Source organism: Azospirillum argentinense (assembly GCF_000632475.1).
GTDB lineage: Bacteria > Pseudomonadota > Alphaproteobacteria > Azospirillales > Azospirillaceae > Azospirillum > Azospirillum baldaniorum.
The window spans coordinates 1,774,338-1,799,111 of record NZ_CP007794.1 but is presented as its reverse complement, the minus strand read 5'-3'; the positions used below and the strand labels follow the sequence as shown (position 1 = coordinate 1,799,111).

The following is a 24,774-nucleotide window of genomic DNA, read 5'->3' as shown; positions in this document are numbered from 1 at the left end:
GGGCGGGCTTTCCGGTTCCTCCCCCGCTGGGCGGGGGAGGAGGGAGCGGTTACTTGCCCTGCAACTGCCGCATGAGGTCGGCGTTGGGATCCTCGGTGGGTTGCTCCGGCGCGCCGAAGGGCGGTGGCGGTTCGCCCGAATCGAAGGCCGGGATCTCGATCTTCACATTGTCCAGATCGATCGGCTCGCCGCGGTCCAGGCCGGAGAAGACCATCTCCGGGAACATGATGACCAGCGCCACCATGATCAGCTGGATGCAGACGAACGGCACGGCGCCCCAGTAGATCTGGCCAGTGGTGATCTTCTTGATGATCTTCCCGGTGATCTTGTCCTTGTAATCCTCCCGTGGAGCGACGCTTCGCAGGAAGAACAGGGCGAAACCGAAGGGCGGATGCATGAAGGAGGTCTGCATGTTGACGCCCAGCAGGACGCCGAACCAGATCAGGTCGATGCCCAGCTTTTCCGCGACCGGGGCGAGCAGCGGCACGATGATGAAGGCCAGCTCGAAGAAGTCGAGGAAGAAGGCGAGCAGGAACACCATGATGTTGACGACGATCAGGAAGCCCAGTTCGCCGCCCGGCAGGCTGGTCAGCAGATGCTCCACCCACAGGTCGCCATTCACGGCGCGGAACACCAGACCGAAGACCGTCGAGCCGATCAGGATGAAGATGACGAAGGAGGACAGCTTGGCCGTCGTGTCCATCGCCTGACGCATCAGCGACCAGCTCAGCTGCCGCTTCATGAGCGCCAGGATCATGGCGCCCGCGGCACCCATGGCGCCGCCTTCCGTCGGTGTCGCGATGCCGATGAAGATGGTGCCCAGAACCAGGAAGATCAGGACGAGCGGCGGCACCAGCGAGGTCAGCACCCGGAACAGCAGCTTGGCGCCGCGCAGGCTCCGCGCCTCCGGCGGCAGGGCCGGGGTGAACTCGGGGCGGACGATGCTGACGACCAGGATGTAGCCGGCGTAGAGGCCGGTCAGCACCAGGCCGGGGACCAGGGCGCCGGCGTACATGTCGCCGACCGAACGGCCGAGCTGGTCGGCCAGGATGATCAGCACCAGCGACGGCGGAATGATCTGGGCCAGCGTGCCGGACGCTGCGATGACGCCCGACGCCAGACGCCGGTCATAGCCGTAGCGCAGCATGATCGGCAGCGAGATCAGGCCCATCGAAATGACCGAGGCGGCGACCACGCCGGTGGTCGCGGCGAGCAGCGCGCCGACGAAGATCACCGCGTAGGCCAGACCGCCGCGCAGCGGGCCGAAGAGCTGCCCGACCGTGTCGAGCAGATCTTCGGCCATGCCGGATCGTTCGAGGATCAGGCCCATGAAGGTGAAGAAGGGAATGGCCAGCAGCGTGTCGTTGCGCATGATGCCGAAGACGCGCTCCGGCAGCGCCTGGAACAGCGCCGGGGTCAGCAGGCCCAGCTCGATGCCGATCAGACCGAAGAGGAGGCCGTTCGCGGCGAGCGCGAAGGCGACCGGGAAACCCATCAAAAGGAAAAGAACAAGCGCCGCGAACATCAGCGGCGCCATGTTCTCAATGAGGAAGGCGGCCATCGTGTGTGGTTCCCGGTCTCTTAGGAGTGGCTGTGCATCTTCTCGCCGGGCTGGTCAATGAGACCGGCCAGGAAGGCGATGCGTTTGATCAGCTCGGACACCGCCTGCATGGTCAGCAGGAAGAAACCGGCGGGAACCAGGATCTTGACCGGCCAGCGGATCAGGCCGCCGGCGTCGCTCGACATTTCCTTGGTGATGAAGCTGTCCCAGAACATCGGCCAGGAGAGCCACATGATCAGGATGGCCATCGGGAACAGGAAGAAGAGGATCCCGAAGATGTCCACCATGCACTGGACGCGCCTGGAGAAGCGGCCCAGCACGATGTCGATGCGGATGTGTTCGTTGCGCAGGAACGTGTAGCCCGAGCACAACAGGAACACTGCGGAGAACAGGTACCATTGCAGCTCAAGCCAGGCGTTGGAGCTGTAATGCAGGCTGTAGCGGATGACCGCGTTGGCGGAACTGACGATCACGGCGACCAGCACCAGCCAATAGACGAGTTTGCCGATGCCGTCGTTGACAGCATCGATCAGCCCGCTGATTCGGAGCAGGAACCTCAACGGAGAGCCTCCCTGTTGGTTGGGACCGGGTCTCTGCCCGATCCGTTCCTTTTGTTGCCCTGTGAACGGTGGCGCTGGGCGCCGGTTCAATCTTTTATGGTAACACCATGGGGTGTTTGCTGCGGCAATATTCCGCAGGACGCCCCGACAGCGCAAGAGCTTGAAAGCCTTTATACGTGATTGCCCCAATAGTCTCCGATCGCAAGCAATCCGGCCGACAGCCCGTCAGTCAGTCGGATCGTTGGGCAGGCGGAACCAGCCGTCGCGGCCCAACGCCTCCAGGGGGCGGAACTTGGCCTTGTAGGCCATCTTGCGGCTCTGGGCGATCCAATAGCCGAGATACACGTAGGGCAAGCCGTCCGCCTGGGCGCGCTCCAGCAGGCTGAGGATCATGAAGCTGCCCAGGCTGCGGCGGTCCTGGCGGGGGTCGTAGAAGCTGTAGACCGCGGAGTAGCCGTCGGTCAGGCGGTCGGTCAGCATGCAGCCGACCAGCCGCCCCTCGGCGTCGCGGGCTTCGAGCAGGCTGGTGTCGGCCCGGCCCTCGTCGATCATGGCGGCGAAATCGGCCATCGCCATGCGTGCCATGTCGGATTCGCCGTGGCGGGAGTTCTGGTAGAGCGAGAACAGCCGGTACTGCTCCGTCGTGGCGGCGGCGGCGGCCTCCGCCAGGGTCAGATCGCCGTTGCCGCGGAGAACGCGCTTCTGCGACCGGGTCGGGGTGAAGGCCCCCACGGGAATGCGGACCGGGACGCAGGCCTGGCAGTTCGGGCAGACCGGCCGGTAGACGATGTCGTGGCTGCGCCGGAAGCCGGCGCGCGACAGGGTGGAATTGACCTCCGCCGAATAGGGACCCAACAGCCGGGTAAACAGCTTGCGCTCCACCCGTCCCGGCAGATAGGGGCAGGGCATCGGCCCGGACCGGAAGAACTGCTGGAGCGGGCGGAGTTGCGGCTGGATGACCGACATCGGGCTGGCTGACTTCTGAATCACCGGCCCGTGGGTCGGCTGTTGGGGTTCGGCGGCTGGAGAGGTGTTGAACGAAGACTACTGGGACTGGCTCTGGGTCATGGTGGCGGTGTCCTGGCCGAAGAAGGCGCGTCCGATCTCGTTGGTGATGCCGCAGAGCTGGGCCTGCACGCCATCCAGATACTCGTGCAGGCCGAGCTGGATCACCTCCTCGATCGGGCGGGTCAGAAGCGCGCCGAGCAGTTCGTCCACCTTCTCCATCGCCTCACTGCCGTTGCGCAGGGTGTAACGGGATTTCAGGCGGGTCAAGAGGCCGTCGATCTGTCGCACACACATCACAACCGATCGTGGGAAGCCCTCGTTGAACATCATGAAGCCGGCGACCGTGGTGGGCGACATGCCGCGCGGGTAGACGCGCCGGAAGGCGTGGTACCCGGCGGCCGAGCGCAGCACCGTCGTCCACTGGCTCATGTCCAGGGTCGAGCCGACCACGACGGGGGAGGGCAGCAGCGTGTGGTACTTGATGTCGAGCAGGCGCGTGGTCTGGTCCGCCCGTTCGATGTATTTGCCGAGCTGGTAGAAGTACCAGCCCTGGTCGCGGTAGAAGGTGCCCTCGGTGATGCCGGTGTGGGTCTGGCACTCCTCCTTGATCCAGGTGCAGACCTTGGACAGGTTGGGCAGGGCCACGTCCTTGCCGTTCATCTCCACCAGCTTGTTGTGGAACACGTTGATCTGCGTCCACATCTCGGTGGAGATCCAGGGGCGCAGGACGCGGGCGTTCTCCCGCGCCATGCGCAGCATGGAGACCAGCGAGTTCGTGTGCTGGGTGTCGAACATGTAGTAATGGACCACCGCCTCCGCCGTGGGGCGGTCGTGGCGGCTGAAGAAGTCCTTCTCGTCGGCGTTGAGCTGGACGATGGAGAACCAGTTGGTCATCCCCCGCGTGTCGCGCGCGAAGGTCTCATGCACGTCCAGGATCCGGGCGAGATTCTCGGCGCGCTCCATGTAGCGCGCCATCCAGAAAATGCATTCGGCGTAACGGGCCAGCAGATTCACGACGCGCTCCCTTCCTGTGACCCATCCTGGAGTACCCCATCTTGGAGTACCCAGGTGTCCTTGGATCCGCCGCCCTGCGACGAGTTGACGATCAGCGTGCCCTTCTTCAGCGCCACGCGGGTCAGGCCGCCGGGCAGCACCCAGGTGTTCTTGCCCGTGATGGCGAAGGGGCGCAGATCGACGTGGCGGGGATCGATGCCGTCGTCGGTCACGGTGGGGCAGACCGACAGGTCGACCACCGGCTGGCTGATGTAGTTGGACGGATCGGCCAGCAGCTTGGCCCGGCAATCCGCCAACTCCTCCTTGCTGGCGCGCGGGCCGATGGTGATGCCATAGCCGCCGGCCTCGCCGACCGGCTTCACCACCAGCTTGTCCAGGTTGTCCAGCGTGTACTGCAGCGCGTCGGCCTCGCGGCAGATGCGCGTGTCCACGTTGGGGATGATCGCCTCCTGGTCCAGGTAGTATTTGATCATCCGCGGGACGTAGCAGTAGATCGCCTTGTCGTCCGCCACGCCGGTGCCGATGGCGTTGGCCAGCGCCACGTTGCCCTTGCGGTAGGCCTCCAGAAGGCCCGGCACGCCCAGCATGCTGTCCGGGTTGAAGGCCTTCGGGTCGATGAAGGCGTCGTCGATGCGGCGGTAGATCGAATCGACTCGCGCCAGACCGTTGGTGGTCTTCATGTAAACGCGGTCGTTTTCCACCACCAGATCGCGGCCTTCGACCAGCGGCACGCCCATCTCGCGCGCCAGGAAGATGTGCTCGAAATAGGCGGAGTTGTAGGAGCCGGGCGACAGCAGCACGACCTGCGGGTCAGCCACGTCCTGCGGCGCGATCTCCATCATCGCGTCGAGCAGCTTGTGCCCGTAATTGTCCACCGGACGGATGCCGATGTCCTGCATCAGGTCGGGGAACACGCGCTGCATCATGTGGCGGTTCTCGACCACGTAGGACACGCCGGACGGCACGCGCCCATTGTCCTCCAGCACGCGGAAGGTCCCTTCGCGGTCGCGAACCAGATCCGTGCCCATGATGTGGATGTAGGTGTCGAACGGCACGTCCAGCCCGACCATCTGCGGCCGGAAGCAGCCGTTGCCCAGCACGAGGTCGGCCGGGACCACCCCGTCCTTGAGGATCTTCTGGTCGTGGTAGATGTCGTGGAGGAACAGGTTCAGCGCCGTGACGCGCTGGGTGATTCCCGCCTCCAGATGCGCCCATTCCTTGGCCGAGATCACCCGGGGAATGATGTCGAAGGGAAGGATCCGGTCCACCGCGTCCTTGTTCGAGTAAACGAGGAAGGTGATGCCCAGATTGTACAGTTCACGTTCGGCGTCCTGCGACCGCCGCAACAGATCCCCGAAGTTCAGACCGGCCAGTCTCTGCCGGATCAGCGCCGAGTGCTCGGCTGGATAATCACGGCCTCCGAACAATTCGTCGTAGTAAAGGCCGGGATCATAGTTCGTCAAAAGGTCAGTCGCCTTGCCTTCGGGTACGCTCACAGACTCCCCCGCAGCTAACGCCCTTGATTGACCGATGCCGTATGGCAATGGTGTCTGCCGCGAAGTATGAACCATCGCTTCGCCTTTTGAACAGGGCAAACATTCCCCGCGTTGTGCGGCGCATCGACAAAACAAGAAGGGGTACGTTCAAAGGCAAGGAACTAACGCCTTGGTACCAACTCATCATCGGCTTTGGTATCAATTCGTGGCGGCGGGCGGGGTTGTGGTCTTGCTTTCGCGCAGCAGCACCATGCTGATGCGGCGGTTGCGCGGGCTGCCCGGCTGGTCGGGCACGAGGAGATCGCGGTCGGCGCGGCCGATCACGTCCTGGACGCGCTCCTCCGGGATGCCGCCGGCGATCAGGGCGCGGCGCGTGGCGTTGGCGCGTTCGGTGGACAGGTCCCAGTTGTCGCGTCCGGCCCCGGAGGTGAAGGGGATGCCGTCGGTGTGGCCGCTGATCGACAGCTTGTTGGGCAGCTTGGCGAGCGCCTTGGCCACCTGCATGACCAGTTGGCGGGTCTGCGGGTACATCTGACCCGAGCCGCCGGGGAACATCGAGACGCGGTCCTGGTCGACGATCTGGATGCGCAGGCCCTCGGGCGTCTGGTCGATCATCAGGTTCTGGGCCAGCGGCTCCAGCTCCGGCACGGATTGGATGGCCTGACGGATCTCGGTGGCGGCCTGCTGGAACTGGCGGGCCTCCTTCTGGGCGTCCTGCAGCTTCTCGCCGCCCTCCTTCACGCGCTCCGCGAAGTCGGACAGCCGCTCGCCCGGCTTCTGGCCGGGAATGCCGAGCTGCTTGGCCTGCTCCTCCAGCCGCTTCTGGTAGTCGAGCCGCGACTCGTTGGACTTCTGTTCGGCGGTCGAGGCGGGCGGAGGCGGGGCGGCGTCGGTCGGGTCGTTCGCCTCGTCGTCCTCCTGGGTCGAGTTGCCGGGCGGGCCGGAGACCGGGACGTCGGCGGACATCGGGGAGGAGGGGGACATCTGGGCGCCGGGTGCTGTGATGGTGCGCCCGCCCAGCATGCCGCCGGACCCGGAGGTTTCGCGGCTGACCGAACTGGGCGAGAAATAGTCCGCGATGCCCTTGCGCTGGTCCGACGTGGTGACGTTGAGCAGCCACAGCAGCAGGAAGAAGGCCATCATTGCCGTCACGAAGTCGGCATAGGCCACTTTCCAGGCGCCGCCATGGTGGCCGCCATGACCACCCTTCTTCTTCTTGATGATGATCGGCTGTTCGCCGCCGGACGGGTTCGCTGACATGAAGCCTTGCTGAGTGGGGCCCTGTGGTCGGGAATTCGTGGTCCGTGCGGGCACCCGAAGGGTGAAGCGTTATCCTTAAGATCCATTTAATGCGGCGCATGGCGGCTTCCGCCCGCTTCCGGACGGTCCGGGACAGATGCGGCTTGCGCCAAGGGTCCGGCTGGGTTAATCCCGCTGTTTCGCCGCCGCACCCTCGCCCCAATAACCGACGAGCCCACACAGGCCGCCATGACCATCGACTCTCGGGCCTTCCGCAACGCCCTCGGATGCTTCGCCACCGGCATCGCCGTGGTCACCACCGTCGCACCGGACGGCGAGCCGATCGGCGTGACCGTGAACTCCTTCTCGTCGGTGTCGCTCGACCCGCCGCTGGTGCAGTTCTGCCTGGGCCGGGCGGCTATGTCGTTCGAGGCCTTCACCGCCGCGCCCTCCTTCGCGGTGAACATCCTGGCCGAAGACCAGGCGGAGCTGTCCAACCGCTTCTCGCGCCGCGACCTGCAGGAGCGCTGGGACGGGGTGGGAGTGGAGCGCTGGGACAGCGGCGTGCCGATCCTCACCGGCTGCCTTGCCACCCTGGAATGCGACCGTGAGCATGTCTATGACGGCGGCGACCACGTCATCATCGTGGGCCGTGTGCGCCGCCTGTCGGGCAGCGAGGACGGGAAGCCGCTGCTCTACTTCCGCGGCGCCTATGCGCAGCTTCCCTGAGCCGGGACCGGTTCAGGAGATATCCGTCATCAGTTCCGTCGGGAAGCCCGCATCCTCCATGTGGGCGACGAGGCGCTGGACGTGGCTGCGCCCGCGGGTTTCGAGCACCACGTCGATCTCGGCCATGCGCACCGGCACGTCGTGGAACAGGCGCTGGTGGTGCACCTCGACGATGTTGGCGCCGGCCTCGCCGAGCAGGCGGGCGACGCGGGCGAGCGCGCCGGGAGCGTCGGTGATGCCGATGCGCAGCCGCACCATGCGCCCCTCATAGACCAGCCCGCGCGTCAGCACCTGCGCCAGGATGCGCGCGTCGATGTTGCCGCCGGACACCACGATGCCCACCCGCTTGCCGCGGAACCGCTCCGGATCGTCCAGCACCGCGGCCAGACCCGCCGCCCCGGCCCCCTCGGCGACCAGCTTCTGCACGGTGGCGAGGCGGTAGACGGCCTCCTCCAGCCGCGGCTCGCCCACTTCGACCACCGCGTCCACATGCCGGCGGACCAGCGGCAGGGTGACGGCGCCGGGGGCCTTCACCGCGATGCCGTCGGCGATGGTGGCGCCGCCGCAGGTGATGGGTTGCCCGGCCAGCGCCTGGCGCATTGACGGGAACATGGCGCACTCCACCCCGATCACCGCGATGTCCGGCTTCAGCGCCTTGGCCGCCACCGCCATGCCGCCGATCAGCCCGCCGCCGCCCACCGGCACCACCAGCATGTCCAGGTCCGGCGCGGCGTCGAGCAGTTCCAGGGCGGCGGTGCCCTGGCCGGCGGCGATCAGCGGGTCGTCGTAGGGATGCACGAAGACCAGCCCCTCGCGCGCCGCCAGCTCCTGGGCGTAGGCCGCGGCGTCGCTCAGAGTCTCGCCGTGCAGTTCGACCCGCGCGCCGAGGCTTTCCGTGCGCTCCACCTTGGTGAAGGGGGTGAAGGACGGCATCACGATGACCGAGCGGATGCCCAGCCGTGTCGCGTGACAGGCCACCGCCTGGGCGTGGTTGCCCGCCGACATGGCGATCACCCCGGCCCGCCGTTCCGCCTCGCCCAGTGACAGCAGCTTGTTGAGCGCCCCGCGTTCCTTGAAGGAGCCGGTGAGGTGCTGGTTCTCCAGCTTCAGCACCACCGAGCAGCCGGTGATCTCCGACAGGCGGGGCGAGGCTTCGGTGGGGGTGACGGGGAGGTGGCTGCCGATCCGGGCGGCGGCGGCGCGGACGTCGTCCAGGGTCAGGGGCAGGGTCAGGGGCAGGGTCAGGGGCGGGTTCGGAGACGGTGTAGCCTCGGTCATGGCGAACTCCCTGGACGGGTGGGGGAAAGCGTCAGCAGCGTGGCGCCGTCGCGGGCGAGCGTGCCGCGGTCGCCGGCCAGCCGCAGGCCCACCCCGTCGCGCCAGCCCTGCACCAGATCCCCCCAATGGGGCGACAGCGGGTTGCCCGACTGGCCGGTGGCGATGGAGAAGCGGGAGTTGCCGAGGTCCGCCAGATCATAGACCGCGCGCAGCCCCGGACCATGGACGTGGGAGAAGGGGTCCTGCGGGTCGCGCACGCGGGTGGTGCCGCGGTTGACGGTGAAGGCGCCGCCGCCGGTCGGGATCGACAGGTCGAACACCGAACCCAGCAGCGGCACCCGACCGAGCAGCCGGTGGTTCAGGGCGGCCTTGTGCTCGGCCCCCCAGCGCCAGCCGTTCATGTCCGCGCCGTGGCGCCGCTCGATCTCCGCCAGCGCCGATTTCAGGGAGCCGGCGAGCATGACGGTGCAGTCCTCGCGGGCCGGCGTCGTCCGGTCGTCGCACCATTGGGGCGCCTGGGTCAGCACGCGGTGCAGGGCGCGCGGGCGCAGGTCCCAGTAACTCTGGAACAGCGGCCCCAACTCGTCGGCGAAGACGCTGCGCACCAGCTCCCGCTCCCACCAGGAGAAGATCAGCGGCTCGGCCCGGTCGCGGTCCATCCGCCCGTCCCAGCCGGCCAGCCGGTCCAGCGCGGCGCGGGCCTGCCCATTGAGATCGGGCACGCTGCGCAGCGGCTCCAGCATCAGCGGCAGCAGGTCGCGCGCCGGCAGGGACAGCTCATCCATCTGCTGGGCGGTGACCTCCTCCACCGTGTGTGGGCCGTCGCCCAGCATGTGCACGATCCGCTCCGCGCGGGCAGGGTCCGGCCATTCGGTCGCCAGGGCGTAGGGGTAGCCGGGGCCGACCACCGCGTTGTTGGCGTTGACGAACTGGCCCGACGGCGGATCGACCGCCTGGGGCAGCGCGTCGAAGGGGATGTAGCCGATCCAGTCGTACTCGCCGGTCCAGCCCGGCACCGGAACGCGCCCGTCGCCGCCGCGCCGCACCGGGACCAGCGCCGGCGACAGGAAGCCCAGCGTCCCCGCCGTGTCGGCGTAGACGACGTTCTGCTGCGGTGCCACGTGGAGGAACAGCGCCTCGCGCACCGCCGCGGCGTCGGCGGCATGGTTGAGGCGGTACAGCGCCTCCGCCGTGGTGTCGGCGGCGGACAGGCCGGGGAAGGCCAGCGCCAGCACATGGCCTTCGGGCGCCGCGTCGGCGGCGTCCGGCGTGGTCAGCACCGGGCCGTGCCGCGTCTCGCGCACCGTCAGCGTCTCGTCCGGCTGGCCGGCAATGCGGATCGTCTCCTGGCGGGTCTCGAAGTCGGCGCTGCCGTCCGGCGTCAGGTAGCGGCCAGGGTCCTGCGGGTCGAGCTTCTCGATGAACAGGTCCTGGGTGTCGCTGTGGGTGGTGGTGAAGCCCCAGGCGACGCGCCCGTTGTGCCCCAGGATGTGAAGCGGCACGCCGGGGATGGTCGCCCCGGCGATGCGGTGTTCCGGCGTCACGATGCGCGCCAGATACCAAAGGATCGGCGCCTCCAGCCCGAGATGGGGGTCGTTGGCGATGATCGGCTTGCCGGTCGCGCTGCGCGCCCCGGTCAGTGCCCATTCGTTGGACGCGGTGTCGAAGCCGAGGTCGGGCAGGGCGGCCAGCGCCTTTTGCAGATCCAGGCCGTCGAGCGCGGCCGCCAGGGTCACCGGGGCGGTGGGGTCGGAGTCCGGGAACAGGTCGCGCATCTGCTCCGGCGTCAGGCTTTTCAGGGCGCTGGCGCGGAACAGCTCGTCCCGCGAATCGCCGGAGAGCTGGAGCGCCATCAGCTTCCCCCAGACGAGGCTGTCGGCGGGCCGCCAGGGCTCCGGCGTGTGGCGCAGGAGCTGGAACTCGATGGGCAGCGCCTCGCGGCGCGTTTCCATCCAGGCGTTGACCCCGACGGCGTAGGCGTCGAAGGCCGTGCGGGCTTCCGGCGACAGCTCCTCATAGGCCTCCTCGGCCCGCCGGTAGACGCCCAGCGTGCGCATGGAGCGGTCGAGCCGCAGCGCCCAGTCGCCGAAGCGCGTGCCGACCAGTTCGGCCAGACGCCCGGCGCCGCTGCGCCGCATCGTCTCCATCTGCCACAGCCGATCCTGGGCGTGGACGTAGCCGAGCGCGAAATAGGCGTCCCGCTCGGTGGCGGCGAAGATGTGCGGGACGGCGTTGCGGTCGCGCAGGATCTCCACCGGGCTTTCCAGCCCAGGGACGGTGGCGGCGCCCTCATAGGCCGGGGTCTGCTGGCGAAGCCACAGCAGGAACCCACCCGCCCCCAGCACCGGCACCACGACCACCAGGGCGATAACGGCGACCAGGATGGCCAGGGGCTTGCGAACGGCGCGGGGAATCATCGGGAAACCACAGCTCGGAAAAGGGGCCCGGAAAGGGGGTTCGACAGACAGAGATGGGGATGGGGGCCGCCCGGGGCCATGCTCCTCAATTCCGCTTGCGGGCCTCGCAATCCGGACTTACGGCGCCGTGGCTTCCTTCAGATATTCGACCAGATCGCGGCGGTCGGCCGCGCTGGTGATGGTCTGCATCGGCATCTTGCTGCCGGGGGTCATCACGTCGGGGCCGATCTCGAACAGCCGGCCCACCGCCGCCTCGTCCCAGACGATGCCGCTGCCCTTCAGCGCCGGGGAGTAGTGATAGCCCTCCACCGCCCCGGCGGGGCGCCCGAACAGCCGCCATAGCGTCGGGCCGGCGCGGTTGCCGCCGTCCGGAGTCAGCGTGTGGCAGAAGGCGCAGGCGCGGAACAGCGCCTTGCCGCGCTCCGGATCGGGCGCGTTGTCGCCCAGCGCGGGGCTGCCGGCGGCCAGCAGGAGGAGGGCGGCCAGCGGCAGTTTCCCGCTCATGGCGCGTCGTCTGGATCGGTGACGGTCAGCGCGACCACGGACGTGTTGATGAGCAGCTTCCCGGCATTCTCGAAATTCACGGTGACGCGGTCGCCGATGGCCGACTGCACCTGCCCCAACCCCCAGTCGGGACGGGCGGGGTGGCGCACCCAGGCGCCGGGAACCAATGAATCGTCCATGCCGCGCCTCCTGAATCCGCTGGAATTGGTTATCGCTTTCGCGGGATGACCGTGGAAAAGCGGCGGCATCCGCGCTCTTGGAATGATACAAACGAACGTCGCCGCCGGCCATCCCCATGGGACGCCGGCATGCAACAGAATGCCGCCCGGCCGGGGGAAGTTCCTGGACGACGTTCCCTGGGCTGCGGCCATGGTCGCCAACCCGGTTCGCCGACGGTCGGCCATCAACGATCTGGAGACCCCCCGTGCCGCTGGACATCCGCGTGATCGAGCTTGTCGCTTCCCGCATCTGCCACGACCTCGTGAGCCCGGTGGGAGCGATCCGCAACGGGTTGGAGCTGATCGAGGAGATGGAGGACGAGCCCGCCGGCGGCTTCCTAGGCGAGGCAGTGAAGCTGATCGAGCATTCCTCCGGGCAGGCCGACCGGCGGCTGCGCGTCTTCCGTCTGGCTTACGGCCTCGCCGGGCGGGAGCAGAAGGGCTTCGGCGACACCCGCTCCTCCGCGCAGGGGCTGCTGGAGGGCGGGCGCACCACGCTGGACTGGCCGGCGGGGGTGCCGAACGACCAGCTCGCCTTCAAGCGCGGGGCGGCGAAGGTGCTGCTCAACGTCATCATCCTGGCCGACGAGGCGCTGACCCACGGCGGCATCATCACCGTCGCGGCGGAGGGGGACGAGCAGGCCGGGCGCTTCACCATCACCGCCGCCGGGCGCCCCGGCGCCCTCAAGGACGAGTCCGCGGCGGCGCTGGCCGGCACGGTGGCCGCCGCCGACCTGACCCCGCGCAGCATCCACGCCTACATGACCGGGCGCTTCGCGGAGGATGACGGCTACCGGGTCGCCGCCACCCCGGCCGGGCCGGACCGGCTGGTCTTCACCGTCGAGTGGTGACGCGGCCCCCGCCCGGGGCTTAATCCGCGCAATGATGACGTGCTTCAAACCGCGGCCGTTCCGGCGCGCGGCGCTTCGCCATGGCTGCGTGGAACGTGCGTGACGGCCATAGGCTGCCGCGCCGGCACCGGCCTTGCGGGCTGTGACCTTGGGCCGGGTGGCCCGGCATGACGGCGGAGCCCAAGAGTGGTATCGAAGGAGGTAAGGTTCTCTTAATCAGTGTTTGACAGGCTCCCACCGTAGCTGGAAAGGCCCGTACCGGCGGCGTCGCGCACGCCGCCATCCGGACGGCCGGCCGGAAACGGATACAATTGCGGGCGTGGGGATCGCGACATGGATGATCTGCTCTCCGAATTCCTGACGGAAACCAACGAGAACCTGTCGGTTCTCGACGTGGAACTGGTCCGTCTGGAGCAGAATCCCAACAATCCGGAACTTCTGTCGAACATCTTCCGTCTGGTGCACACCATCAAGGGCACCTGCGGCTTCCTCGGCCTGCCGCGCCTGGAAAAGGTCGCGCACGCCTCGGAAAACGTTCTGGGCAAGTTCCGCGACGGGGAACTGACCATCAACCCCGAAGCGGTCTCGCTGATCCTTCAGGCGCTGGACACCATCAAGAGCCTGCTGGCGGTGCTGGAGGCGACGGAGGCGGAGCCGCCGGGCGACGACCTGCCGCTGATCGAGCGGCTGAACCTGTGCGCCGAAGGCAAGCTGGGTGCCGCCGCCGTCCCGGCCAAGCCCGCCGCGGCCCCGGTGCCGCCGCCGGCCCCCGCGGTCGCGGCGGCGGAGGAGGTCCCGGTCTCCTCCTCGGGGAACCTCACGCTGGACGAGCTTGAGGCGATCTGGAACGCCACCCCCGGCCCGACCAGCACCGCGCTGGCCCCGGTCGCCGCGGAGCCGGCGGAAGAGCCCGCCCCCTCGCACGATCTGGTGGTCCCGGACCCCGATCCGGTCCCCGCCGCCGCCAAGATGCCCGCTCCCGCCGCGGAGGCCGCGTCGGGCGCCGGTGCGGGCGGCGAGGCCGCGACCAAGGAATCGGCAGTCGCCGCGCAGACCATCCGCGTCAACGTGGACCTGCTCGAAAACCTGATGACCATGGTGTCGGAGCTGGTGCTGACCCGCAACCAGCTGCTCCAGATCCTGCGGTCGCAGAAGGAGAGCGAGTTCGCCGCCCCGCTGCAGCGCCTGAACCACGTGACGTCGGAGCTGCAGGAAGGCGTCATGAAGACGCGCATGCAGCCCATCGGCAACGCCTGGGCCAAGCTGCCGCGTCTGGTGCGCGACCTGTCGCACGAACTGGGCAAGAAGATCGACCTCCAGATGCTCGGTGCCGACACCGAGCTGGACCGCCAGGTGCTGGAGCTGATCAAGGACCCGCTGACGCACATGGTGCGCAACTCCGCCGACCACGGCCTGGAGGTGCCCGCCGACCGCGTGCGCGCGGGCAAGTCGGAGACCGGCCGCATCACGCTGAACGCCTATCACGAGGGCGGCCACATCATCATCGAGATCCAGGACGACGGTAAGGGCCTGGCGATCGACCGCATCAAGCAGAAGGCGATCCAGAACGGGATGGCCTCGGAAGGCGAGCTGGCGGCGATGTCCGACCAGCAGATCATCCAGTTCATCATGAAGCCCGGCTTCTCGACCGCGGCGAAGGTCACCAACGTGTCGGGCCGCGGCGTCGGCATGGACGTGGTCAAGACCAACATCGAGAAGATCGGCGGCACGATCGAGATCAAGTCCCAGCAGGGCAAGGGCTCGACCTTCGTCATCAAGATCCCGCTGACGCTGGCCATCGTCTCCGCCCTGATCGTGGAGTGCGCCGGCGAGCGCTTCGCCATCCCGCAGATCAGCGTGGTCGAGCTGGTGCGCGCCGCCGCCGACAGCGAGCACACCATCGAGCGGCTGAAGGGCACGCCGGTCCTGCGCCTGCGCAACCGCCTGCTGCCGCTGGTCTCGCTGCAGGAGCTGCTGCGGCTGGACGACCAGGAGGGCGGCGAGAAGAAGACCGACGAGACCTTCATCGTGGTCACGCAGGTCGGCACCTACACCTTCGGCATCATGGTCGACCGCGTGTTCGACACCGAGGAAATCGTGGTGAAGCCGGTGGCGCCGATCCTGCGCCACATCGAGATGTTCTCGGGCAACACCATCCTCGGCGACGGCTCGGTCATCATGATCCTCGACCCCAACGGCATCGCGTCGGCGACCGGCGAGATGGCCATGGGCGAGACCATGTCGAAGGAGGCGACCTCCGTCCAGGCGACCCGCCAGGAGGACAAGATGGCCCTCCTGCTGTTCCGCGCCGGGGCCGGCGCGCCGAAGGCGGTGCCGCTGTCGCTGGTCGCTCGCCTGGAGGATGTGGACCTCGCCAGCGTCGAATCGTCCAACGGCATGCCGGTGGTGCAGTACCGCGGCAAGCTGATGCCGCTGGTGCCGATCGACCCGGGCTTCATGATCGGCCAGGAAGGCCGCCAGCCGGTTCTGGTCTTCGCCGACGGCGACCGGTCGATGGGCCTGATCGTCGACGAGATCGTCGACATCGTGGAGGAGCGTCTGGTGGTGCAGCTCACCGCCGACCGTCCGGGCCTGATGGGCTCGGCGATCATCGCCGGCAAGGCGACGGACGTGCTCGACGCGGGCTTCTTCCTGACCCAAGCCTACAAGGATTGGTTCGGCTCGTCCTCGACCGACGGCTACGAGGAGGAGAGGACGCTCCAGCGTGTGCTGCTGGTCGACGACAGCCCCTTCTTCCGCAACCTGCTGACCCCGCTGCTGTCGGTCGCCGGCTACGACGTCACCGCCGTGGAGAACGCCAACGAGGCGCTGGCGCTGTGCGAGGCGGGCGAGGACTTCGACGTCATCGTCTCCGACATCGAGATGCCGGGGATGAGCGGCTTCGACTTCGCCGAGGCGGTCCGCCAGGGCGGCACCCGCTGGAGCGGCACGCCGATGGTCGCCCTGTCCAGCCACGCCTCCCCGCGCGACCTCGACCGCGGCCGTCAGGCCGGGTTCACCGACTATGTCGCCAAGTTCGACCGTGACGCTCTGCTGTACGCGCTGCAGCAGACCCTGTCCGAGCAGAAAGGTGCCGCATGAGCAACGCCAAGCTGCCCGCCACCACCAAGAAGTCCAAGGGCGACGAGATCACCTCCGGTGGCAGCCAGGACTATGTGACCATGACGATCGCCGACCAGCTGTTCGGCATCCCGGTCCTCCAGGTCCAGGACGTTCTGGGGCACCAGCGGATCACCCGCATCCCGCTGGCCCCGCCGGAGGTCGCCGGCTCGCTGAACCTGCGCGGGCGCATCGTCACCGCCATCGACGTGCGCCTGCGGCTCGGCCTGACGTCGCGCCCGAAGGACAAGCCGGGCATGTCCATCGTGGTGGACCTGCGCGGCGAACTCTACAGCCTGATGGTCGATTCGGTGGGGGAGGTGCTGAGCCTCTCCAACGATGACTTCGAGCGCAACCCGGCCACCCTCGACCCGCGCTGGCGCGAGGTGTCCACGGGCATCTATCGCCTGAACGGCCAGCTCATGGTGGTCCTGGACGTGCCGCGTCTGCTGAACTTCACCACGATGGAAGCGGCCTGAGGCGAAACCCCGGTCGGTGTGCAAAGCGAAGCCTGAGGCCCGTTCACCATGAAAGTTTGTCTGGTCGTCGATGACAGCCGCGTGGTCCGCAAGGTCGCGCGAAAGATCCTGGAAGAGCTGCACTTCGCCTGCACCGAGGCGGAGGATGGCAAGCAGGCCATGGAGGCCTGCGCGCAGAAGATGCCGGACGCCATCCTGCTGGACTGGAACATGCCGGTGATGACCGGCATCGAGTTCCTGCGCCGCCTGCGCAAGATGAGCGGCGGGGACATTCCCAAGGTCGTGTTCTGCACGACGGAGAACGACCTCGCCCACATCCAGGAGGCGCTGTCCGCCGGGGCGAACGAGTACATCATGAAGCCGTTCGACAGCGACATCATCCAGACCAAGTTCGAGCAGGTCGGGCTGCTGTGACGGGCGGGACCACCGCACCGCGCACCGTTCCGACCCTGAAAGGCTGATTGCGTTATGTCCGATCGTTTCGGCAGACCTCCTCCCCCCGCACCGGCGGGCCATCCCACCGGCGCGGGCGGCGGCGATCCCGTCCGGGTGATGGTGGTCGACGATTCCGCCGTGATCCGTGGCCTTTTGACCCGCGCGCTGGAAGGCGATACCGAAATCCGCGTGGTCGCGTCGGTCGGCGACGGCCAGATGGCGGTCAACGCCCTGCAGCGCAACTCGCTCGACGTCATCGTCCTCGACATCGAGATGCCGGTGATGGACGGTCTGACGGCCATCCCGAAGCTGCTGGCGGTGGCGCCGCAGGTGAAGATCATCATGGCCTCCACGCTGACGCTGCGCGGGGCCGACATCTCCATGCGCTGCCTGTCCGCTGGGGCCGCCGACTACATCCCCAAGCCGACCTCCACCCGTGAGATCGGCGGGGCGGACGCCTTCAAGCGTGAGCTGGTGTCCAAGGTCAAGGCACTGGGCGCCGCGGCCCGCCGCGCCGGCTCCCGCACCCGCGGCGAGCTGCGCCCGCTGACCCCGGTGCCCGCCGCCTTCCTGAAGCGCGAGGCGCCGCCCGTCACGCTGCGCCCGGCCCCCGCCGTCGGCTCCGTCGGCCAGGTCAAGCCGGACGTGATCGCCATCGGCAGCTCCACGGGCGGCCCGCAGGCGCTGTTCGAGGTGCTGGCCCATCTGAAGACCGGCGTCACCCAGCCGATCCTGATCACCCAGCACATGCCGGCGACCTTCACCACCATCCTGGCCGAGCACATCACCCGCCAGTGCGGGCTGAACGCCCAGGAGGCGAAGGACGGCGAGCCGGTCGTGTCGGGGCGCTGCTACATCGCGCCGGGCGACTTCCACATGCTGGTGACCCAGCGTGCGGGCGCCAACGTGATTTCGCTGACCAAGGATCCGCCCGAGAATTTCTGCCGCCCGGCGGTGGACCCGATGATGCGGTCCATCCTCCGCGCCTTCGGCGGGCGCAAGGTTCTCGCCTGCATCCTGACCGGCATGGGGCAGGACGGGCTGAAGGGCTGCACCGAGGTGGTGAACGCCGGCGGCACCCTGATCGCGCAGGACGAGGCGTCCAGCGTCGTGTGGGGCATGCCGGGCGCCGTCGCCCAGGCGGGCATCTGCTCCGCGGTGCTGCCGCTCAAGGAAATCGGTCCCTACATCCGCAAGTTCGCATCGAGGGCAGCATGAGAGTCGAAGATTTCGACATGTTCTCCACGCTGCTCAAGCAGCGTTCCGGTCTGGTCCTGACCCGGGACAAGGCCTACCTGCTCGAATCCCGGCTGATGCCGGTGGCGCGCAAGTGGAACATGAAGGGGCTGGAGGAACTGGCCTCCACCGTGCGGACGCGCAAGGACGAAGCGCTGCTGCGCGACATCACGGAGGCGATGACGACCAACGAGTCGTCCTTCTTCCGCGACCAGAAGCCCTTCGACCAGTTCAAGCAGATCGTCCTGCCCAAGCTGCTGGAGGCGCGTGCCGCCAAGCGATCGATCCGCATCTGGTCGGCGGCCTGCTCGTCCGGGCAGGAGGCCTACTCGCTGGCCATGCTGCTGAGCGAGGACGCGGCGAAGCTGGCCGGCTGGCGGATCGAGATCGTCGGCACCGACATCTCCGCGGAGATGGTGGAACGCTCCAAGTCGGGCATCTACACCCAGTTCGAGGTGCAGCGCGGCCTGCCGATTCAAATGCTGGTGAGGCATTTCAAGCAGCAGGGCGACAAGTGGCAGATCAGCCAGCAGCTTCGCCAGATGGCCTCCTTCCGCGAGTTCAACCTGCTGGGCGACCTGTCCACGCTGGGGCAGTTCGACATCGTGTTCTGCCGCAACGTGCTGATTTATTTCGACCAGCCGACCAAGACCAAGGTGCTGGAGGCGATCGCCCGCCAGATGCCGCAGGACGGCGTGCTCTATCTGGGCGGTGCGGAAACCGTGCTGGGCATCACCGACCGCTTCAAGCCGGTGGAAGGCCAGCGCGGCCTCTACAGCCTGGGTGGTTTCCAGGTGCCGAGCGGGCTCCGGGCAGCCGTCTGATCAGGGCCGTCTGATTAGGGCGGTGTGATCAGGGTGGTGTGACGGTGAGACGGTCGGCGGCGCCTTCCTCCATGATCCAACGGCGGAAGGCGGCGATCTTGGGCCGGTCGGCGGTTACCTCCGGGCAGACGAGGTAGTAACCGAAGTCTCCCGGCAGGGCGAGGTCGAACAGCCGGGTCAGCCGCCCGCTCGCCAGCTCTTCCAACACCAGGGTGCCGCGCGCCATCGCGATGCCCTGGCCGTTCTCGGCGGCCTCGATGGCGATGCCGATCTCGTCGAAGACCATCTCGGAGCTTGGCTTCAGATCGCCGAGCCCGGCCATGGCCAGCCAGGTCGCCCAATAGCTGTGGCCGGTCTCCTCGACCAGGACATGGTGGTGCAGGTCGGCTGGCTGCCGCAGCGGCGTCGGCCCCTGAAGCAGCGCCGGGCTGCACACCGGGAACACCGCGTCGTCGAGGAAGCGGTCGGCCCGCAAGCCCTCCCACACCCCCAGGCCATGGCGAAGCCCTATGTCGATGTCGGCTTCGCGCTCGAAATCGATCTCGTGCTGGCTGACGCTGATGCGCAGGTGGATTTCCGGGTGGCGGGCGCGGAAGCGGCCGATGCGGCTCATCAGCCAGCGGCTGGCGAAGGAGGGCGAGACGCTCATTGTCAGCACGCCCGAGCGCTCATGCTCCATCACCCGCTCAAGGCCGGTGGCCAGCCGCGCGAAGGCGTCGCGCACGCTGGGCAGCAGGAGCTGGCCGGCGTCGGTCAGCACCAGCGCCTGATTCAGCCGGCGGAACAGCCGGATGCCCAGCCGATCCTCCAGCGTGCGGATCTGGTGGCTGATCGCGCTCTGGGTGACGTTCAGCTCCTCCGCCGCGCGCGTGAAGCTGAGATGGCGCGCCGCCGCTTCGAAGGCGCGCAGGCCGTTGAGGGGAGGGATCTGCATGGGTCCGCATCCGCCGGATTGTTGCCGCCGGATTGTTGCCCGACCGCATGAAATTCTCTCATGCAGGTTAGAGAAACCATCCTTTGCGGACAAGCCGCTTCCGGGTGCATTCCTAGGGAACGGAATTCATCAAGCGGAGTGTCGGATCATGAGCAGGAGAGCGCTGGGCGCCGTTTCCGCAGACCGGGGCATGTTGTCCCTCGGACACGCCGGAACTGACGGCGCGCAGGGGTTTGTGAAGCGGGCGCTCGGGGAGGTGCTGGGAATGATCGAGCGCCACCGGCAGCGCCGCTCCCTGGCAGCGCTGGACGACCATCTCCTGCGCGACGTTGGGCTGAGCCGCACGGACGCCCGCCGCGAAGCCGACAAGGCGTTCTGGCAGGAATGACTGCGCCGGAATGACTGCGCTGGAATGACTGCGGATGGCGGCGGGCCTGAGCCCGCCGCTCACCGGCATGAATGTTAACCGTGATGGGCGGTCGGCGGTCAGCCGGCCGCCTGGGCCTGCTGGTGCGGGACGCGCGGGATCGGGGACGCCTCCTCGTGCGGGTCGCGCAGCACATAGCCGCGGCCCCACACCGTCTCGATGTAGTTGTCGCCCTGGGTCGCCGCGGCCAGCTTCTTGCGCAGCTTGCAGACGAAGACGTCGATGATCTTCAGCTCCGGCTCGTCCATGCCGCCATAGAGATGGTTCAGGAACATCTCCTTGGTCAGGGTCGTGCCCTTGCGCAGCGACAGCAGCTCCAGGATGCCGTATTCCTTGCCGGTCAGATGGAGCGGCTGGTTGTCCACCTCCACCGTGCGGGTGTCCAGGTTCACGGTCAGACGACCGGTGCGGATGATGCTGTCGGAATGGCCCTTGGAGCGGCGGACGATGGCCTGGATGCGGGCGATCAGCTCGCGCTTGTCGAAGGGCTTGGTCAGGTAGTCGTCGGCGCCGAAGCCCAGACCCTTGATCTTGTGGTCCAGTTCCGACAGGCCGGAAAGAATGAGGATCGGCGTGGTCACACGGGCGGCGCGCAGGCGGCGCAGCACCTCGTAGCCGTCGATGTCCGGCAGCATCAGATCGAGGATGATGATGTCGTAATCGTACAGCTTGCCGATTTCGAGCCCATCCTCACCGAGGTCGGTAGAGTCGACGATGTAGCCTTCCGACTGGAGCATCAGTTCGATGCTCTTGGCCGTGGAGGAGTCGTCTTCGACCAGCAGAACCCTCATGGCGGTATCCCGATGTTAGATGGCGCGTTTCTGGCTTCCGATGCGGCGTTGCTTTCCCGCAGTTCCTTAACCAATTCCCTTAACAGATCGGTGCGTCCGTTTACACAAGTTAACAGACGATTCAGCTTAACGCCAGAGGCATAGCACTTCATTTAACGTTAATGTTTTTGGACGAGCATGACGCGGGCGGCATGGTGGCGGACTTCGAGCCCACCGCAAATTGCGCCGTCCGCACCCGGCTCACCCGTCCCAATTCCGTCCGCTGATCCGCAAGACCGTGCCCGCCGACGTCGCCCGCATCCTTCAGGAAATCGAGTCCGTCTCCGGTTGCAGCCGGTTCGGGCGGGTCACCGCCGTGCTCGGCCTGCTGGTCGAGGTCGGGGGAATCGAGAAGGAGCTGTCGGTGGGCGGCCGCTGCATCGTCGAATCCCGCGACGGCCGGCAGGTCCCCTGCGAGGTGGTGGGCTTCCGCCAGGGCCGCGCGCTGCTGATGCCCTTCGGCTCCATCGACGGGGTCGGGCTGGGCTGCCGCGCGCTGGTTTCGGACAGCCAGCCCATGGTCTTCCCGACGGAGGCGTGGCTCGGCCGCGTCATCAACGCGCTGGGCGAGCCGGTGGACGGCAAGGGGCCGCTGCCCAAGGGAACGCACGGCGTTCCCATCCGCAACAACCCGCCGCCCGCCCATTCCCGCGCCCGCGTGGGCGAGAAGCTGGACCTGGGCATCCGCGCCATCAACGCCTTCCTCACCTGCTGCCGTGGCCAGCGCATGGGCATCTTCGCCGGCTCCGGCGTCGGCAAGTCGTCGGTGATGTCGATGCTCGCCCGCTTCTCCGGCGCGGAGGTCGCGGTGATCGGGCTGATCGGCGAACGCGGGCGCGAGCTTCAGGAATTCATTACCGAGGATCTCGGGGAGGAGGGCTTGGCGCGCAGCGTCGTGGTCTGCGCCACCTCCGACGAGGCGCCGCTGATGCGCCGTCAGGCCGCCTACATGACGCTGGCCGTGGCGGAGGCCTTCCGCGACGCCGGCTGCAACGTGCTGTGCATGATGGACAGCGTGACCCGCTTCGCCATGGCCCAGCGCGAGATCGGCCTGTCGGCCGGCGAGCCGCCGACGACCAAGGGCTACCCCCCGACCGTCTTCGCCGAGCTGCCGCGCCTGCTGGAACGCGCCGGGCCGGGCCTCAGCGGGTCGGGCTCCATCACCGGCCTGTTCACCGTGCTGGTGGAAGGCGACGATCACAACGAACCCATCGCCGACGCCGTGCGCGGCATCCTGGACGGCCACATCGTCCTGGAGCGCCAGATCGGCGAGCGTGGGCGCTATCCGGCCATCAACATCCTGCGCAGCGTGTCGCGCACCATGCCCGGCTGCAACTCTCCCATGGAGAACGAGCTGGTGAACCACGCGCGGCGGCTGATGTCGTCATACGATAACATGGCGGAGATGATCCGCCTCGGCGCCTACCGCAAGGGCACCGACCCGCAGGTGGACGAGGCCATCCATTTCCAGCCGGCTTTGGAGGCATTCCTCAAGCAGGGCAAGCGCGAGGCGACCGACCTCGACAACAGCTACGCCCAGCTTGCCGCCATCTTCGGCATTGAACAATGGCCGCCGCAAGAATGAGCAGTCTGAAGACCATCATCCGCCTCCAGAAATGGAAGCTCGACGAGAAGCGCCGGGCGCTGGCGGAGCTGCAGAATCTCGCGGACCGGCTTCAGGCCGAGATCGAGCGGCTGAAGGAGGAGATCGCGGCGGAGCGCGACACCGCCCGCGGCAACGTCGAATACGCCTTCACCTACAGCAACTACATCCAGGCGGCGATGGAGCGCGGCAAGCGGCTGACCCAGTCCATGGGGCAGGTGGAGGCCCAGATCGCCGTCGCCACCGACGAGATGGCCGAAGCCTTCCAGGAGCTGAAGCGCTACGAGCTGGCCGAGGAAGAGCGGCTGAAGCGCGAGAAGGAAAAGCTCAAGCGCAAGGAGGCCAACATGCTGGACGAGACCGCTCTGGTCGGCTTCCGCCGCCGGCAGCGGGAAGAAAGCGAACTGGAAACCTGACGACCCGAGCTGTTCAATCGACCATGGCGTTGTCGGTGGGGAGATCCGAATAGGACACCACGCGCGCGCGGCCGGCGCGTTTGGCGGCGTACAGCGCCCGGTCGGCGTGCTGGAGCGCCACGGATAGGTCCGCGGCGTCCGCCGGCCAGAGCGCGACCCCGATGCTGCACCCGATCCCGACGTCGAGCCCGTCGGCGGTGATCGGAGCGGAGACGCTGTTGATGATCCGTCGCGCCACGTCCATGGCGTAGTGCGCCTGATGGCCGTCCGCCAGAGAGAGCAGCACCGCGAATTCGTCGCCGCCGAGGCGCGCGGCGAAATCCCCCTGGCGCACGCAACGGGCCAGCCGGTCGCCGATCTCCTTCAACACCAGATCGCCGGTGTGGTGCCCATGCTGGTCGTTGATCGGCTTGAACCCGTCGAGATCGATGTAGAGGATGGCGACCGCGGTCTGATCCTGCGCCGGCTGCTCCCGAAGGCGCTCCACATGGGCCTCGAAGAAGCGCCGGTTGGCGAGCCCGGTCAGGCGGTCCTCGAAGGCGATGGCGCTCAGCGTCCGTCCCATCGTCCGCATGGCCTGGGCGACCTGGCTGAATTCGGTCGGGTGGACCGGCGCGGGCATACAGGGGGCATGGGGATCGAAGAGGTCCGACGACAGGAACGCCGCCGACGCCTTGAGATCCCGCAGGCGGCGCAGGACCATCACCTCCATCAGAACCCAGACCCCGCCGACGATCAGCAGCACCACGCCGGCCATGACGCCGGTTCCCAGCAACAGGTTCCGGTCGGCCGCGGCCAGGATGTCGTCGCGCGCGACGGCGACGACGATTTTGGCGCCTGTTTCCTCCAGGGTCGAGAATCCGCTGATCCGGGGAATGCCGTCCAGACCGTCGTCCTCGATGATCCCGGCCTCCTCCTCCATGATTTTTCGCACCATCGGGTGATCGGTCATCGATCGCCCGACAATCCCCTGCGGGTCCGGCACGCGCGCGAGGATCGTCCCTTCGGAATCGAACAGCGATACGGTTCCACCGGATTCATGAGCGATTTCGACGGACAGTTCCGCAAGCCAGTTCAAGTCCACCCCGGCCAGCAGGACGCGGATGACCGAACCATCGTCGCCGAGAATCGGCAGGGCCGCGACCACGCGGGGTTGCTTGCTGTTCTGTCCGATCAGGAAGTTGCTGACCGTGAAGCCGCGCGTCGCCAGAGCCTCGCGGAAATAATCACGGTCGGCCACGTTCATGGGCCGGCTCCTGTTGCTGCTGCACAACAGGTTGCCATCGGGGTTGAACACCCCAAAGCCGGTGCTCCAAGGATAAAGGTCGGTCGCCTGTTTCAACATCGTCGCGCAACGGTCGGGGCTCGCCTCCCGGATGTCGGGGACCAGGGTGAGAAGCTGGAGGACGCTATGCGCCTGCTGAACGATCTGCGCCTGCTGCTGCGCCCCGCGGTCCGCCAGCAGACGGGTGGCATCGCGCGCCCGCTCGATGTCCTGATTGCGTTCTTGAAGCAGAAGGACGACGACCAAGCCCACCATCGGAAGAAGGGCGAGCAGAATGAAGGCTTCGAGGCGTGCGCGAAGCCCAACGCGC

23 protein-coding genes are annotated in these 24,774 nt (G+C 67.6%); 10 read left to right on the top strand and 13 right to left on the bottom strand.

Annotated features, from left to right (window positions below):
* Positions 1 to 49: 49 nt before the first annotated feature.
* From ABAZ39_RS22180 to ABAZ39_RS22155, 6 genes are all read right to left on the bottom strand, one after another.
* Complete coding sequence (locus ABAZ39_RS22180; protein WP_040134995.1) at positions 50 to 1,561, bottom strand: TRAP transporter large permease; 1,512 nt, start codon at positions 1,559 to 1,561, stop codon at positions 50 to 52.
* 20 nt (positions 1,562 to 1,581) lie between these two features.
* Positions 1,582 to 2,121 carry a TRAP transporter small permease subunit gene (locus ABAZ39_RS22175; RefSeq protein ID WP_040134993.1) on the bottom strand — a complete coding sequence of 180 codons (540 nt, stop codon included), beginning with the start codon at positions 2,119 to 2,121 and terminating at the stop codon, positions 1,582 to 1,584.
* Positions 2,122 to 2,346: 225 nt separating this feature from the next.
* Positions 2,347 to 3,087: an arginyltransferase gene (locus ABAZ39_RS22170; protein WP_040134992.1), complete on the bottom strand. Its 741-nt coding sequence runs from the start codon at positions 3,085 to 3,087 to the stop codon at positions 2,347 to 2,349.
* 78 nt (positions 3,088 to 3,165) lie between these two features.
* The gene (locus ABAZ39_RS22165) at positions 3,166 to 4,143 is read right to left on the bottom strand and encodes an alpha-E domain-containing protein (protein WP_040134990.1); all 978 of its coding nucleotides are present in this window, start codon (positions 4,141 to 4,143) and stop codon (positions 3,166 to 3,168) included.
* Positions 4,140 to 5,606, bottom strand: a complete 1,467-nt coding sequence (locus ABAZ39_RS22160) for a circularly permuted type 2 ATP-grasp protein (protein WP_040134988.1) — start codon at positions 5,604 to 5,606, stop codon at positions 4,140 to 4,142. Before ABAZ39_RS22160 ends, ABAZ39_RS22165 begins: the two co-directional genes overlap by 4 nt.
* Positions 5,607 to 5,837: 231 nt before the next feature.
* Complete coding sequence (locus ABAZ39_RS22155) at positions 5,838 to 6,899, bottom strand: flagellar motor protein MotB (RefSeq protein ID WP_040134986.1); 1,062 nt, start codon at positions 6,897 to 6,899, stop codon at positions 5,838 to 5,840.
* Between the two features lie 228 nt (positions 6,900 to 7,127).
* Here ABAZ39_RS22155 and ABAZ39_RS22150 point away from each other — a divergent pair, with 228 nt between their 5' ends.
* Positions 7,128 to 7,607, top strand: coding sequence for a flavin reductase family protein (locus ABAZ39_RS22150; protein ID WP_040134983.1), 480 nt, complete (start codon positions 7,128 to 7,130; stop codon positions 7,605 to 7,607).
* Positions 7,608 to 7,619: 12 nt separating this feature from the next.
* Here the strand turns inward: ABAZ39_RS22150 and ABAZ39_RS22145 are convergent, their stop codons facing one another.
* The 4 genes from ABAZ39_RS22145 to ABAZ39_RS22130 all read right to left on the bottom strand — a co-directional run bounded on the left by ABAZ39_RS22145 (position 7,620) and on the right by ABAZ39_RS22130 (position 11,985).
* Positions 7,620 to 8,885 (bottom strand): threonine ammonia-lyase, encoded by a 1,266-nt coding sequence (locus tag ABAZ39_RS22145; protein WP_051658357.1) that lies wholly within the window; start codon positions 8,883 to 8,885, stop codon positions 7,620 to 7,622.
* A complete protein-coding gene (locus ABAZ39_RS22140) occupies positions 8,882 to 11,302 on the bottom strand; it encodes a penicillin acylase family protein (RefSeq protein ID WP_040134981.1) in 2,421 nt (806 codons plus the stop codon). Before ABAZ39_RS22140 ends, ABAZ39_RS22145 begins: the two co-directional genes overlap by 4 nt.
* Positions 11,303 to 11,419: 117 nt before the next feature.
* Positions 11,420 to 11,806, bottom strand: a complete 387-nt coding sequence (locus tag ABAZ39_RS22135) for a c-type cytochrome (protein WP_051658356.1) — start codon at positions 11,804 to 11,806, stop codon at positions 11,420 to 11,422.
* Positions 11,803 to 11,985, bottom strand: a complete 183-nt coding sequence (locus ABAZ39_RS22130; protein ID WP_014198307.1) for a DUF3553 domain-containing protein — start codon at positions 11,983 to 11,985, stop codon at positions 11,803 to 11,805. The genes ABAZ39_RS22135 and ABAZ39_RS22130 overlap by 4 nt, the downstream gene beginning before the upstream one ends.
* A 245-nt stretch (positions 11,986 to 12,230) precedes the next feature.
* Between ABAZ39_RS22130 and ABAZ39_RS22125 the strand changes: the two genes are divergently transcribed.
* From ABAZ39_RS22125 to ABAZ39_RS22100, 6 genes are all read left to right on the top strand, one after another.
* Positions 12,231 to 12,875, top strand: a complete 645-nt coding sequence (locus ABAZ39_RS22125) for a histidine phosphotransferase family protein (RefSeq protein WP_040134978.1) — start codon at positions 12,231 to 12,233, stop codon at positions 12,873 to 12,875.
* A 333-nt stretch (positions 12,876 to 13,208) separates the two neighbouring features.
* Positions 13,209 to 15,977 carry a hybrid sensor histidine kinase/response regulator gene (locus tag ABAZ39_RS22120; protein WP_040134976.1) on the top strand — a complete coding sequence of 923 codons (2,769 nt, stop codon included), beginning with the start codon at positions 13,209 to 13,211 and terminating at the stop codon, positions 15,975 to 15,977.
* A complete protein-coding gene (locus ABAZ39_RS22115; protein WP_014198311.1) occupies positions 15,974 to 16,474 on the top strand; it encodes a chemotaxis protein CheW in 501 nt (166 codons plus the stop codon). The genes ABAZ39_RS22120 and ABAZ39_RS22115 overlap by 4 nt, the downstream gene beginning before the upstream one ends.
* 48 nt (positions 16,475 to 16,522) lie before the next feature.
* Complete coding sequence (locus ABAZ39_RS22110; RefSeq protein WP_014198312.1) at positions 16,523 to 16,888, top strand: response regulator; 366 nt, start codon at positions 16,523 to 16,525, stop codon at positions 16,886 to 16,888.
* A gap of 138 nt (positions 16,889 to 17,026) precedes the next feature.
* Positions 17,027 to 18,127: a protein-glutamate methylesterase/protein-glutamine glutaminase gene (locus ABAZ39_RS22105; protein ID WP_051658355.1), complete on the top strand. Its 1,101-nt coding sequence runs from the start codon at positions 17,027 to 17,029 to the stop codon at positions 18,125 to 18,127.
* Positions 18,124 to 18,969 (top strand): CheR family methyltransferase, encoded by an 846-nt coding sequence (locus tag ABAZ39_RS22100; protein ID WP_040134971.1) that lies wholly within the window; start codon positions 18,124 to 18,126, stop codon positions 18,967 to 18,969. The genes ABAZ39_RS22105 and ABAZ39_RS22100 overlap by 4 nt, the downstream gene beginning before the upstream one ends.
* 28 nt (positions 18,970 to 18,997) lie before the next feature.
* Here the strand turns inward: ABAZ39_RS22100 and gcvA are convergent, their stop codons facing one another.
* Positions 18,998 to 19,903 carry a transcriptional regulator GcvA gene (gene gcvA, locus ABAZ39_RS22095; RefSeq protein ID WP_040134968.1) on the bottom strand — a complete coding sequence of 302 codons (906 nt, stop codon included), beginning with the start codon at positions 19,901 to 19,903 and terminating at the stop codon, positions 18,998 to 19,000.
* Between the two features lie 265 nt (positions 19,904 to 20,168).
* On the opposite strand from gcvA, the gene ABAZ39_RS37565 reads away from it, so the two are divergent.
* The gene (locus ABAZ39_RS37565) at positions 20,169 to 20,291 is read left to right on the top strand and encodes a DUF1127 domain-containing protein (RefSeq protein WP_204165731.1); all 123 of its coding nucleotides are present in this window, start codon (positions 20,169 to 20,171) and stop codon (positions 20,289 to 20,291) included.
* A gap of 98 nt (positions 20,292 to 20,389) precedes the next feature.
* Here the strand turns inward: ABAZ39_RS37565 and ctrA are convergent, their stop codons facing one another.
* Positions 20,390 to 21,121, bottom strand: a complete 732-nt coding sequence (ctrA, locus tag ABAZ39_RS22085; protein WP_040134966.1) for a response regulator transcription factor CtrA — start codon at positions 21,119 to 21,121, stop codon at positions 20,390 to 20,392.
* A gap of 277 nt (positions 21,122 to 21,398) precedes the next feature.
* Here ctrA and fliI point away from each other — a divergent pair, with 277 nt between their 5' ends.
* Both fliI and ABAZ39_RS22075 read left to right on the top strand, forming a co-directional pair.
* Positions 21,399 to 22,745 carry a flagellar protein export ATPase FliI gene (gene fliI, locus ABAZ39_RS22080; RefSeq protein WP_014198319.1) on the top strand — a complete coding sequence of 449 codons (1,347 nt, stop codon included), beginning with the start codon at positions 21,399 to 21,401 and terminating at the stop codon, positions 22,743 to 22,745.
* Positions 22,742 to 23,179 (top strand): flagellar FliJ family protein, encoded by a 438-nt coding sequence (locus tag ABAZ39_RS22075; protein ID WP_035678541.1) that lies wholly within the window; start codon positions 22,742 to 22,744, stop codon positions 23,177 to 23,179. Before fliI ends, ABAZ39_RS22075 begins: the two co-directional genes overlap by 4 nt.
* Before the next feature lie 13 nt (positions 23,180 to 23,192).
* Here the strand turns inward: ABAZ39_RS22075 and ABAZ39_RS22070 are convergent, their stop codons facing one another.
* Positions 23,193 to 24,710, bottom strand: a complete 1,518-nt coding sequence (locus tag ABAZ39_RS22070) for a sensor domain-containing diguanylate cyclase (protein ID WP_160174850.1) — start codon at positions 24,708 to 24,710, stop codon at positions 23,193 to 23,195.
* Positions 24,711 to 24,774 lie beyond the last annotated feature (64 nt).